The sequence below is a fragment of the Xenorhabdus sp. Sc-CR9 genome, assembly GCF_963897815.1.
Lineage (GTDB): Bacteria > Pseudomonadota > Gammaproteobacteria > Enterobacterales > Enterobacteriaceae > Xenorhabdus.
On record NZ_CAWQTY010000226.1, the window covers coordinates 1 to 13,206 of the forward strand.

The 13,206-nt window shown below is 36.9% G+C and carries 9 protein-coding genes and 2 pseudogenes; 9 read left to right on the forward strand and 2 right to left on the reverse strand.

What is annotated here, in order from left to right; translation table 11 throughout:
- The 4 genes and pseudogenes from AACQ81_RS18170 to AACQ81_RS18185 all read left to right on the forward strand — a co-directional run.
- A pseudogene (locus AACQ81_RS18170) lies at nucleotides 1-116 on the forward strand (IS630 family transposase); the annotation flags it as partial.
- A 6-nt stretch (nucleotides 117-122) separates the two neighbouring features.
- Nucleotides 123-473, forward strand: a complete 351-nt coding sequence (locus AACQ81_RS18175; protein WP_237388161.1) for a DUF6088 family protein — start codon at nucleotides 123-125, stop codon at nucleotides 471-473.
- A gap of 402 nt (nucleotides 474-875) precedes the next feature.
- On the forward strand, nucleotides 876-1,175 hold the full coding sequence (locus AACQ81_RS18180) for a hypothetical protein (protein ID WP_237388153.1): 300 nt from the start codon (nucleotides 876-878) through the stop codon (nucleotides 1,173-1,175).
- Between the two features lie 255 nt (nucleotides 1,176-1,430).
- Nucleotides 1,431-2,708 carry a dicarboxylate/amino acid:cation symporter gene (locus AACQ81_RS18185; protein WP_237388154.1) on the forward strand — a complete coding sequence of 426 codons (1,278 nt, stop codon included), beginning with the start codon at nucleotides 1,431-1,433 and terminating at the stop codon, nucleotides 2,706-2,708.
- A 60-nt stretch (nucleotides 2,709-2,768) separates the two neighbouring features.
- Here AACQ81_RS18185 and AACQ81_RS18190 read toward each other — a convergent pair whose 3' ends face one another.
- Nucleotides 2,769-3,662, reverse strand: a complete 894-nt coding sequence (locus tag AACQ81_RS18190) for a LysR substrate-binding domain-containing protein (RefSeq protein ID WP_237388155.1) — start codon at nucleotides 3,660-3,662, stop codon at nucleotides 2,769-2,771.
- A gap of 128 nt (nucleotides 3,663-3,790) precedes the next feature.
- Between AACQ81_RS18190 and AACQ81_RS18195 the strand changes: the two genes are divergently transcribed.
- The 5 genes from AACQ81_RS18195 to AACQ81_RS18215 all read left to right on the forward strand — a co-directional run bounded on the left by AACQ81_RS18195 (nucleotide 3,791) and on the right by AACQ81_RS18215 (nucleotide 13,097).
- On the forward strand, nucleotides 3,791-4,492 hold the full coding sequence (locus AACQ81_RS18195; protein WP_237388156.1) for an aspartate/glutamate racemase family protein: 702 nt from the start codon (nucleotides 3,791-3,793) through the stop codon (nucleotides 4,490-4,492).
- Nucleotides 4,493-4,751: 259 nt separating this feature from the next.
- Nucleotides 4,752-6,398, forward strand: coding sequence for a DNA phosphorothioation-dependent restriction protein DptF (gene dptF / locus AACQ81_RS18200; RefSeq protein ID WP_237388157.1), 1,647 nt, complete (start codon nucleotides 4,752-4,754; stop codon nucleotides 6,396-6,398).
- A complete protein-coding gene (gene dptG, locus AACQ81_RS18205) occupies nucleotides 6,398-7,726 on the forward strand; it encodes a DNA phosphorothioation-dependent restriction protein DptG (RefSeq protein ID WP_237388158.1) in 1,329 nt (442 codons plus the stop codon). The genes dptF and dptG overlap by 1 nt, the downstream gene beginning before the upstream one ends.
- Nucleotides 7,707-12,806 carry a DNA phosphorothioation-dependent restriction protein DptH gene (gene dptH, locus AACQ81_RS18210; RefSeq protein ID WP_237388159.1) on the forward strand — a complete coding sequence of 1,700 codons (5,100 nt, stop codon included), beginning with the start codon at nucleotides 7,707-7,709 and terminating at the stop codon, nucleotides 12,804-12,806. Before dptG ends, dptH begins: the two co-directional genes overlap by 20 nt.
- 36 nt (nucleotides 12,807-12,842) lie before the next feature.
- Nucleotides 12,843-13,097 (forward strand): hypothetical protein, encoded by a 255-nt coding sequence (locus AACQ81_RS18215; protein WP_237388160.1) that lies wholly within the window; start codon nucleotides 12,843-12,845, stop codon nucleotides 13,095-13,097.
- On the opposite strand, the pseudogene AACQ81_RS19810 reads toward AACQ81_RS18215, so the two are convergent.
- Nucleotides 13,084-13,206 (reverse strand): annotated as a pseudogene (locus AACQ81_RS19810) (IS982 family transposase); the annotation flags it as partial. The gene AACQ81_RS18215 and the pseudogene AACQ81_RS19810 overlap by 14 nt on opposite strands.

Genomic DNA, 13,206 nt, shown 5'->3' on the forward strand with positions numbered 1-13,206 from the left:
ACCACTGCTGCCAATTTATGTGGCAGTTGCTTAACCATGTCAAAATCTTCATGGAAACCGCTTCCTTACAACAGCAAAAACCGGGGATGAGAAAAATGGGTGTATCACAATTATGAAATCTTATTTATGTGTTTACCCGTGACGATTTTAAAGATATCGCTGGTTATGATCAGGTCGGTAGGGCACTGCGTGAGTTGGTTAGAGAAGGTCAGCTACTTAAAGTAGGTTATGGTGTTTATACTAAAGCGCTAAAAAACTCCATCACGGGTAAAATTATACCTACCTCACCAGGAGGTTCTTCTGCTATTATCGTCGAAGCATTGGAGCGTCTAAATGTAAGCTATCGTTTTGATGGTGCAACAACTGATTATAGCTGTGGTAATTCAACACAAGTTCCTGCTACTGTACAAATTAAAACTTCATCTCGTTTTAAGAGGATACTAACAGTAGGAAAAAGTACATTAAATGGATAACCTAACGATGAGGTGGATATTGATTCAAACCCGAAAATCGACGCGAATTGGTGTTTTAAAAGCCTGTAAAAGCGGATAGTTACCACAGAAAAAATGAAAAAACTATCTGGCAGTCTGTCTCAAAGTACAAAAAGACGAAGGATATAGATAATTATTGCATTCATAAAAGTAAAAAGGTCAAAAAATAGTTCTAAAATAGAAACTGTTTTTATTGTTTTTGAATTTTTAAATTCAAGTAATAATTCTTTAGTGATGTTTTATTAAAATAATATTTAAACAATACGGAAAATAATGTTTTAAGGTGGTAATTTACTCTTATCCGAATAATTAATTATCCCTTAACTATGCAATTTAGTAAAATCAATTAAATTGGAAAGTTAATCTTACATTTAGGAGATAAAAATGAAACTCAGAATAGTTATCATAGCGGCTGTTATATTAACTATGCCTTACGTATCAATATATGCTAAATCGAATGAAAAAGTGATTGATTGTAAAAAATTAGATGGAAAGCCGGGCCAGGATGGTAAAGATGGAATACCTAACAGCAATTGTAAAAATGGAGGTAAAGGTGGAGATGGAGTATTTCCGGGGCAAGCTGGAGGAAAGGGAGGCAATGGCGCTAACGGCGGAAATGGTGGGAGAGGAGGTAATGGGGCAGATGGAGGAGATGGAGATATTGTCAGCAATGTTAAAGGTTAATCAAATTAAATAAGTGATCGCTTAGGCGATCACTTATTTCAATCATAAAGTTATTCAATTAGCAAAACACTTTACATTTATTATTATTTCCCCATATCTATTACCTATTGCTCCATTCTGAATATTACGCATTGTTCCCAAAGTGATGATGCATTTTCTGCATATTGCATCTTTCATTTGCATTTCATCAAAGGTTAGAAAAATGTAAATATTTGAACAAATAAAAATCAGGAAACAGAAAAATAAGAGATCACCATGAACAGGCAAAGACTCATGCAGCAAATCATCATCGCCATCCTGCTTGGTATTATTACCGGTTGGGGGTTGAATCATTATCTTGATGCCAGCCAGACAAAAGAAGTCGCTTCCTATATCAACATCATTACCGATGTGTTCCTGCGTCTGATAAAAATGATCATCGCGCCACTGGTATTCGCTACTATTGTCTCCGGGCTGATATCAATCGGTGGTTCATCCTCTGTCGGGCGAATTACCATCAAAGCAATGGTATGGTTCATCATCGCGGGCTTAGTCTCACTTGGCATTGGAATGCTGATAGCTAATGTGTTCCAGCCTGGTGTCGGGCTTAATGTTGTTGTCCCGCAGGAAGAGGTAAATACCGGCCTGAACACCAGCGGATTCTCACTGAAAAGTTTTATCAGCCATATCTTCCCAAGTAGTTTCGCCTCAGCAATGGCGAATAATGAAATTTTGCAGATCCTGATTTTTTCCATATTCTTCGGCGCAGCACTTTCCTATATCTGTCATAACAGCAAAAAAAGAAGCCTCTTCGTGACCTTGATTGAAGACTTGGCCCGCATTATGTTCCGTATCACCGACTATGTGATGTCATTTGCGCCGATTGCCGTGTTTGCCTCCATCGCCTCCGCCGTTACCGTGCAAGGCCTGGGCCTGCTTTATGACTATGGCAAACTGATTGGACTCTTCTATATCGGCCTATTTTTACTTTGGGCTGTCCTGTCTGGCGTCGGATTCTTTTTCCTCGGTAAGCGGATTTTTTCACTGATGAAATTAATCCGCGAACCCGTAGCATTAGCTTTTGCAACCGCGAGTAGTGAGTCAGCCTATCCAAAGACCATGAACGCACCGGATCGCCTTGGTGTACCGAAAAAAATCTCCAGCTTTGTTTTACCCTTGGGCTACTCATTTAACCTTGATGGATCAATGATGTACCAATCCTTTGCGATACTTTTCATTGCACAGGCTTACAACATTGACCTGAGTGTTACAGAGCAAATCCTGATTATGTTGACACTGATGATCACAAGCAAAGGTATGGCTGGTGTTGCGCGTGCTTCGGTGGTGGTAGTTGCAGCGACATTGCCGATGTTCAGTCTTCCCGAAGCGGGAATTTTACTTATCCTCGCCATTGATCAGTTCCTCGATATGGGGCGTACCGCAACGAATGTAGTCGGCAACAGCATTTCCACTGCCGTGATTGCCAAATTGGAGGAAAAGCAGAGTGGTGCTGAGCAGAAAGAGCAGTCAAGTAAAATAGCACAAGAGGTTTGAGTATACTTGCTGTATTCAGCTCAGTGATTACAGCAAGTTAATTTGATGTCAGGCTGGTGATCAGATTACTGTCCACCGTTTTTTCATATATTGCCAAAAGCGCTCAGAAGAAGGGTTAAGGCGAGAGTGAGTTCGATAAATGAATACGCTCATTTTTATAGAAGATTGTTTTGGCTCCAGCAAACACAGTCTCTTTTCCCTGAGTTCCTCACGGATCGAATAATCCGGCAGCCAGCCGACACCGTGACCATTCAGAACCATACGTTTCAGCAATTCACTCATGGATGAAAGACAAAAATAGTTGAATCTATCCCTGAAATCTTTTTCCAGTAACTGATTTACTTGGCGGCCCATATAGCTTTCGTCAGTGTATTTCATCAACGGCAATGGCTCATTTTCTAGACGATATAACGGTTTTCCATCAGGCTTACAGCCAGAGACGAGATATAATTGTGCATCCAGAACATTATGATGAAGGAAAGGAGAGGTCATCAGTTCTTCATTAAAGAAAGACAGAATAAAATCACTTTTTCCTTTTTTGAGATTCTTGACAGCCTCATCAACATTGATTGATTCAATATTAAAAATTTTATCCGGTTTCTCTGAAAAGCCAGAAATTAATTCAGGCAAAAGTGAAATAGAAAGAGAGTGAGCCGCAGTAATATTAATACGATGTTTAGATATTTCACCGCCTTTTATTTTTCCAATTTGATACTCTATATCACCTAAAAGATTTCTGGCATAGACAATAAAACCTCGACCTTGTAACGAAAGTTGTAATGGATTAGAGTCACGATTAAATATTTCAAAACCAACGGCATTCTCAAGGGCCTGAATTCGTCGGCTAAAAGAAGATTGGGATATATTTCTCCGTTCTGCGGCAAGTGTAAAACTTCGTAACTCCTCCAACATTACCGCATCATATAACCATTTTAGCTCAATATTATTAAGCATAACTCCTACCTTATTATTGATTGGTTTACATAAAAAAGCTTATGCAAATACAGCATGGCGCATAGAAATATTGCAATTACGAATCGCAATCACTGTGCCATCATAACCATTATTTTATGGGGTGGCATATGAAAAAAATAATTGGAATATTGGGTGGGATGGGACCAGCAGCAACAATAGATGCAATGGGAAAAATAATTAAAAATACACCAGCGACGTGTGATCAGGAGCATATTCCGGTGATTGCTGTTTCATTTCCAGATATTCCTGACAGGACAGAAAATATACTTTCCGAGGGCGAATCGCCATTAAATAAAATGCTGGCTGTATTGCGAATATTAGAAGCAGCGGGAGCGGAATGTATTATTATGCCATGTAATACCGCGCATTATTGGTATGATGAACTAAAAGCATCAACTAAAATACCTTTTCTAAATATTGTGGAAGTGACTTGTAATAAAATAGTCAGTGAAGTAATTAATAACGTTGCAATTCTTGCTACAACAGGGACGATAAAAACAGGGCTTTATCAGGAGAGATTGAAGAAAGATAATGTGAATTATGTGGTTCCTGATGATATTCAACAGGGGATTGTTATGGAAAGTATATTAGCTTATAAAAGTGGTGATGTAGAGAGGGCTTATCAGTTAATGGAAACTGTTATTACTCAGCTTAAACATGTTGGGATTGAAAATTTTATTATGGGATGTACGGAAATACCGCTTATTCTTAGTGGTTGTGGTGATAAAGAACGATATATTGATGCTACGGGGGAGTTGGTTAAGAAGGCGGTGGGATGGTGTTGTTTGGTAAATAATGGGACGAAATAAGGTATGTAGTTTTAGTTTCTTATGTTGAATTTCAGTGTCCACAATTTTAAATTGAAAATAGCTTATATCAGTGACAAGTGGAAATATCTAATTAATGTATGGGGATGGTTAAGTCATACCTGAGTATACATCTGGATAGTTAGGTATCCAGAGGGAAGGTGTTAGTCTTAGATAAACAGCTTAATTGATCTCTACATGTAGAGCTTGTGAGGAGGATTGTATAAAATGTTCTAAACATTACATAAGAGAACATTAAGCTATGAGTTCACTCACGCTGAGAAAGGCTTTAGGTGTATTGTCTAAGTCATCATCGTTTTCGGTTACAACGCTTACCGACCGACGTAAAGATGTGTTTGATGAGTTAAAACAACAACTCTTTGTTGAGCAGCAAATTGAATCAGATCTCAAAAAGTGTCTGGATTCTTTGAACAATAGAGAAATTGTTTTTCTTTGTGGTAGTAGTGGTGATGGTAAATCAGAAATTCTTACCCGTAGTTATGAGCACTACAAACATAAATGTGATTTCCATCTTGATGCTACTCACAGCTTTGCCCCTCATCAATCGGCAATAGAGACCCTTGATAAACTTTTTGATGTGCATAAAGAAGGTAACCGTCCGTTAATACTGGGTATTAACACAGGAATGATGGCTAATTTTTCGTTGGAAGGTTCAGAGCGTCATCATAACATTAGAGCTGCAATTGATTATTTTTTCAATGACTGTTCTAACACACAAGCTTCTTGCTATATCGAAGGATGCCATTTTTTCGACTTTGAACATTACCCTAAATTTCAGTTTAGCGAAGACAAGAATTACTCTAACTTTACTAAAGAATTGATTAATAAATTAACTGAACCTGATGAAAAAAATCTATTTTATGTCATAGCTAATAATGATGAGTTAGTGGGACATGAGCCACAGATTATTGCCAATTTTAAGTTGTTGAGCATTCCCAGCGTGCAAGATGGCATTATTACACAGCTATTTAAGACTCGCTTAATGAAAGATCAGTTTGTTACAACTCGTGCATTGCTTGATTTACTTTACCATTTACTGCTTGGGCCTGGTTATTTATTTGATAATCTCTTTATTGGTGAAGAAAATGAACTAGTGCAGAGAATAGCTGATTTTGACCCTGCCAGCTTACATACGTATGAGTTAGACCAGTTTGTCCTACGTTATGAATTGGGATTACTTGATCCTGAATTAGATGAATTTTTAGCTGTATTAGCTCAACAACATATCTTTTTTGATAGAAATCAGGCAAAGCCGGGTGATGCAGCATCATTGATTCGTTTATTCAGTTTGCTGCAATCAGATGATTTTGGAAATAAGTATCACCAAAAATTTAAGCAGTTCTTTCAGGAAACATTACTGGAAAAATATGCCGATATTTGGCACTTACATGCAAATTATACTGGTGGTCATGCCCAAAAAATGGAGTTACGCCGTTTCTACTCTTTGGAACTTATAACGTCTATACAGCGTTATGCTAACCGTAAAGCACCAGAACTCATTACAAATAAAAACGAATTGTTTCTAGGAGTATTTGGCTCAATAAAAGTCACTTCGCCTGTGGATCTCAAAGGAGATTATGATTCTATCTTAAAGAAAAATGTCACAAAGCCTGCCCATTTTGATGCTTACCTTAAAATTGATAATCACTCACTTAAGCCGATAAGCATTAATCTGAATTTATTTGAGTTACTGAATAAATTGAATAATGGGTACCGGCCTAATAAATATGATAAAAATGCCATAGTTTTGTTAGATGAAATAGTGGAACAAATCACTGAACAGGCGAAATCTAGTTCAACTCTTAAATTTTATGATGGTAGCCGAACATATATAGCCAAAGAAGATGATGACATGATTACCATTAGCGATATAAGTGGGGTGGCTTAATGTATCCTATCGCAGAAAAACTAGTAGTTGGTAACAATCAGCTAGATAGTTATCTTCCTATCCGTAACAAAAATAATGCGTTTGATTGGAATAAAGTGACTGGATTGGTCCTTAGCTATGTTCTTAAACGGCAGGTTAGAGAATATAGTTTTGAACAATTCAGAAAGGATTGTGAAGAATATTTACTCATGCAACTTGATGAACCTGCATTTTGGTTCGTATTGGATCGTATGTACTTCGCTAATAAAGATCTTTTTAAGATATCTCCCCTTTTTTTGTTATTTCATGCACAATTTAGTGGTACAGGTTCAGGTAAAAGTGATTTGGGGGCAGCAAATTGGCGTTTAGGAACTCTTTTTGCCAACCTGATGGGGAGTTTTAGCCTCGAACATCCTTTATGTGATCGACTTAACTTCCTTGAACAGCATATGCTTATTGTGTTGGAAAAGAACCTTCGAGTATTAGGTAAAGGTCCATTTGCTGAAGAGCAACCCTATTTGCCTTATTTGGTTCAATGTTTTCAGCAAGATCTCGAATTTTTAGTCGAGCATCCTCAATATTTACTACAAGAATTTGGCAATATGCTCCGGTTGTATGCTTTCACTTACTGCGCTCAACTGGCATTAAATTTAGAGGATTGGCGCAATGGTGAACCTAGAAGCAAATCTTTGTATTTCATTCTGGATACAGAAAAGGCCAGTTCAGAAAGGGAAAAAATAAAACGTTTTGGTTATAAACTTTTTGAAAGTGAACGTGAAAAGTTATTTCCCATTCTTTCCGCGCTCGAAGTTTTACAATGGGATGAAAAAGCAGGGAAAAAACGCCCTCTATGGCAAGTTTATCAGGATGTTTTAGCTTACCCAGAACAAAATACAATTTTGTCTCGTCTAAATGCTTATCTTGATGAGTTTATTAAAGATAGAAATTTGTCAGAAAAAGAGATTGCTTTGAATAACGAAATTGCTTTTAAGCAACTTTTTTCAGTCGCTATTGAGCAATTCAGTGGAAAAAATACATCTCGATCAAGTGTTAATAGAAAATATGTTAATGAATTAGAAAGTGAAATTTGCTCTGGTTTTATTCAAGCTCGTGGACGGGCTGGAAAAGTTTTAGTGCTTAGTCAGGATAGACTTTTGCTACTGACCAATCTCGCTATTGGTAAAAATGAAAAGTTGCGTCTTCATGAGCTATTACGTTGTTTTGAACAACGTGGTTTTTACCTTGATAATCAATCTTCTTTAGCTTTAGTCGCTTTTTATGAGCGTATGGGAAATGTGGAACGCATGAGTGATAGTGGAGACGCCGTTTATGTCCATAAGACAGTATGAAACTTTTCTGGTTCAATCTTTTCTTGAATGGGTAAATGATTTTATTCAGTCAGGTGAGAAATATCAATTTAAGTCACCGGATGCAGACAATGCGTTAAAGCTTTATCAAGCTTTTGTTAGTTTATCTGAAGGAAAAACTTTTGAATTACCTTCAGATGATCAGCAAACCAAACAGTTAGTACCTTGTATATATTGTCGTGATGGCATTCAACTAATTCCAGTTTTACAAGGTGAGGGAGATTTAGCATTTACTGAGAACTATATCTCTCATCTGCGTGACAGAGTATCGGGGCGAAATAATTCATTTGAGAAATCAGCACTATTGATTATTCACAATAGTATGTTGGATACATTACTAAACAGCACTAAGGATTTAGCTGCGCCTGAAGCTATTTGGCATCCGGAAAAATTTAGAGAAAATATAGAATCCTTAATTAAATCTGGTGATAAAGGATATGAATTATCTCGTTGTTTACTGGATGATCAATTAGCAATGATCCTTGAAGAAGGGGCGACTGTATTTGGTTTTGCTCCACTTTATCGTTCGTTAGAAAATGGCCTTTTAGAATTTTCAGAATTGGAGCTCTTTAATGATCCGATAATCACGAATATGGAGAATATACAGGGACAAATCCGAAGCCGACTTGATGATAATCGTAAGTTGTATAGTTCCATAAAGGATAGTGTTGAACGTTACGGTGATCAGCTTGAGAGTGTATTGACCGAATTTGATACAAAATTTATTCAGGAGCATTTCGAAGAAAAAAATGATTGGAAATCACTTGACTTTTCAATTTATTTAAAAGCTAAGATAGATTGTCAAGTGCAGACATTACGTTTTGAAACAGTTACTGCACCTACAGATACTATTATTTGGCAGCGGGCAAAAAGTGAGACTAAAGCGGGGCAAAAAGATATCAGTTTATTGATTCAAGCCCCGCTATCTCAGCAGGTTGTAGAATTGGATTTTTCTTTCTTAGGTAACGACTTGCAAGATAGCCAAATAAAAATTACGCATAACCGCACGTTAAAAAAACAAAAACAGCAAATTTGGTCAATCAATCGTGCCGGGGGAAAGTATTCCCGAATGAAAGTTGAGCTTCCTTTTGATGGACAGCCCAACTTTCTTAGTTTGGAGTTGATAAATCGGGGTAATCGAGCAGAAGAATACAAATTTAGACTATTAATCATTGCGAAAAATAGCTTTTATCTTGATGAAATCAAAAATTACTATCGCATTGAACCTGGTAAGCAACAAATTACTCTTCAGCTAGAAGAAAATCAGTTACGCATTGCACAAAATGGTGACAATTTTCATAAATTGGAAGTTGATAAGGACGAGGTTGATATCCATACATGTGCTTTGATCGATTTTGATACACTGGCGAATCAAAGCGAGTTAATTAAATTTAAACTTGTTTCAGGCGAAAAATGTCTGGCCATTAATATTGAAGGCCCTGGTGCAGAAGAAAAAATTACACTGCCATTACTTTTTAATCAAAATCGCTTTGCTAAATTATTTAAAGAAGAAGGGAATGCTGAATACAATCGTGCTAAGCGGAGAGTTATTTTTGATAGTATTGAGCATACGATAGTTGGTGTTCGCTTACAGTTGTTAGGAATAGAAGCAGAGATGATAGATAAAGAGCTACTTTATGTTTCTGCTTCTGGTGAAATCTATGATCTGGATAAATTGCGCACTGTAAATATAGATCTGCATGACGCGTATAATGCCTTGTTTATCTACTATAAACAGCGCAAGACATTACCCAGTTTAGTTTCTTGGTCTGATGAATATTGTTGTTTAGTTACCGCTGTACTGAATGAATTTGAAATGGCACTAAGTAACATTAGTTTGGATAAGGTGCTGAATGATGGTGAGAAGTGTTTGTTACGTTTGGGAGTCCACTGTAACGAAAATGATGAACGTCTTTCTCCATTACACCCATTAGTATTAGCTTATCATTTGCAATTAGTTGAAAAGTGTGATGATTCGTTTTCAGAATTGCCTGAAGTTACACTCAATCGTTTGGTTGCTTCTGGTCTGATGCCTTTTGTTTACCATAGTGAACATGAATTTGCTCAATTACAACCAGTTAAAGAAAATAGATTCTGGATCGATGTTGTTCCTCAACGTCAAGTTAGCCACGGTTATGTTCAAAAGTTGGTGAGGGATAAACTAAATGAATTCACGGATGCATATTCCAGATTATTTTATGGCATAGGTAATAGCGCTTTGATAATCAATGCAATTAATCAAGGTATTGCAAAAGAGTTATTTTTGGGGCTGGTTGATTACTTTAAGCAGAATAAAGAAAATGTAACAGCTATTCATGTTAATTTCTATGATGAGCAATTAATGCAAAATGATTTTGATCGTTTTGCTGAAATAGGATCTTATGATGATCTTAAAAATTGGCTGGGATTAAAGCGAGAAGATGCGGATCTGTTGATTGATTTGATTCGTAGCCGCCTTACTTTTAGCAAATTCACAATACCTACAGATAATAAAGATCTCAAATATGCTCATTTAGCATTCTTCAATAATAGTGTCCCCGTTGATTGTCGTCTTATCAATATGGATACAGCATTAAGTGGTGTGCTCTGTAATGGTTTGATTTCTGGGGAAGGTGCTGAAACTCTGGAAGATGCTTATTTTACGGCATTTGGTTTGCGCCATGTTGATGTTGGGCCATATCGAGCTCTGCGTATAGCCCGTTTACTAGGGATGTTGTGGCAACCTGCTCGTCAAAGTAATACTCAATATTCGAAGCAAGGAATTGGGTTGGCCGTTAGTGGCAATTTCAAAGAATTACTTAAGTGCTCTTATGAGAGTTCTTTATGGACAACGGTTATCGACCCTAAAGTTACTTTAGATTTTTTTACTAACCAAAAAGATATAGTACTGATTCATTACTCAGATCAATATACCAGCTGTACTGGTTATGATGCCGTCACTGTGACTAAACACATCGAGCTTTTCCAGAATTTAATCAACATGGAAAATAGTAGTGGGCAAGAATATAGGGTAGGTAGTGATCGGTTGCTTTCTGAGTTTAATGCCTTTAATGGTGAATGGTTGCTCAAAATGTTGCGTTCTACCGATAAAGAACGTAAAGAAAAACTCGGTATTATTGGGGCTTATAAATTTGTTCAGTCGATGCTACGGGGTTCGGATATTTGTTGGATACCTCTTTCTGTTGCTGAAATGATCCGTGTATCCGGTAATATTGGTCTCAAAATGAGCGAAAATGAGTTTTCTCGTAATGTACAAGGATATCGTAAAGGGGCCATTTCGGATGATGTATTATTTGTTGGCTTTAAAGATGACAAGCTCTATTTACTTCCTTTAGAAGTAAAAACGGGAGCTCGACCAGATTACCGATATGCGGGCCTGCAAGCGAGGGAACTTAAACGTTATCTGAAAGAAGATTTGCTGGGCAACGACACTATGGCTTCACATTTCTACCGTGCTTTATTCGTTCGTCAAGTGCTTATGCAGGTAGAAAAACTCAGTCTGTACCAAGTCTTGGATAGCAAGACGTTGGAGCCATTGTTATCGCAAAGAGAATGGTGGATAACAGGGGAATACCAACTGGGCCAATTACACAATTATGTTGATGGTATTGTGCTTGCTCATGTGGATAGCAATAGCTGTTTTGAACCTTCGTACAAGGTAACAGAAAATCAAATTCTTCAAATTGAATTGCCGTACGCACTACTTTCTTCTTTGATATCTGCTGATTGTGTAGATAAGTTAGATGGGCTAGTAGCTCACTGCAATGTTCCTGAGTGCTATATGCTTACTAGCTCGATGGATAAAGAGCCGGTTGATAATGTTGAGGGAAATGAAAAATCAAATATTCAATCTGAAGTTATCATTGAGCTTGATAAGAACACGGCTATTTCGAGAACTGATATTGAGATTCCTGCATCTGTTTCTATTGCGACAAATCAAACACCGTTACAAGTATTGTTTGGTCATGAGTCTTTACGGCAGACTCCGCTCTATTGGGAACCGACGAATACTGCAAAGTTTATGAATACCAATACCGGTATCATAGGCACAATGGGAACAGGTAAAACTCAATTTACGAAATCCTTAGTAACACAACTAATCCGTAATCAGGCAAATAATGTTAATGGTGCTCCAATTGGCCTGCTGATCTTTGACTATAAGTCAGACTATGTTGATGAAGCTTTTATTACTGCAACTGGAGCTAAGAAATATCAACTTTCTCTTCTACCATATAATCCATTATCTTTATTTGGCGATATGCCTATGTTGCCGCGTCATACGGCTATGGCATTTGCTGAAACGATGGGACGAGCTTATAACCTAGGTGTAAAGCAGAAAATGAGGCTTTTAACTTTAATTATGGAATGCTATGAGGTAGCTGGAATTAGTCCTGGAGATCGTTCGACATGGAATAGAACCGCTCCAACTATTGAAGATGTTTGGCAACATTATTTGGCTCAAGAAAAAGTAGAGGAAGATTCATTATATGCAGCCCTATATAATTTAGCTGGTTTTCAAATATTTGAAACTGACGCAGAGAAAATGGTTAGCTTGTATGATTTGATTAATGGAGTAACAGTTATCGAATTATCTGGTTATTCAGAAGAAATACAAAGTTTGGTTGTAGCATTAACTTTGGATCTTTTCTATGCACAAATGCAAAAACAAGGTAAACCCGCTGTTTTGGGTGATTATCGCCAGATAACGAAAATGGTTCTTGTAGATGAGGCCGATAATTTTATGCGCCAGGATTTTCCTAGCTTACGTAAAATTCTCAAAGAAGGGCGTGAATATGGAGTCGGTGTAATTCTTTCGACACAGGAAATTACTCACTTTAAAACTAGTGATAATAATTATTCATCCTATATTTTGACGTGGATTATTCACCGTGTGGGTGAGATTAAAAATGCTGATATTAAAGCGGTGCTTAACGTTGATGATAAAGGTGAACAAGAGTCACTGATGGAACAAATTCGTCGATTGGATAAGCATTTTAGTCTTTATGTTGATGGCTCTAAAAATGTTCAAAAAATGCGTGATAGGGCATTTTGGGAACTTTAAAAAAAATTATTAATGATTTTTAAAAGGATTTCTTTGATGGTTACAATCACTGATTTTATTATTTTGAATAAAAAATTAGAAAAATATTATAAATTGCTATGTGACATAACTGGATATGATGATTCAAAAGTAATGTCACCCGTAAATATGATGCGATTTGGTTTTTATTTATACATATTAGAAAATGTATGTGATATAGAAAGCAATAATGATGACATTATTGATGCTATTATTGATACTGAGTTTAATAAAGAATTTTTTAACGATGTAATTAACCTCAGCTTCGTTTAAGAATAGCGATATCATTATTCCGTAAATTCAAACTCGGTTTTTTAGGTTGGAATGTATACGCAATGAGGCCTGCGGCGATTTCCAGTAGAAAACCGAGTTGACTGCGATG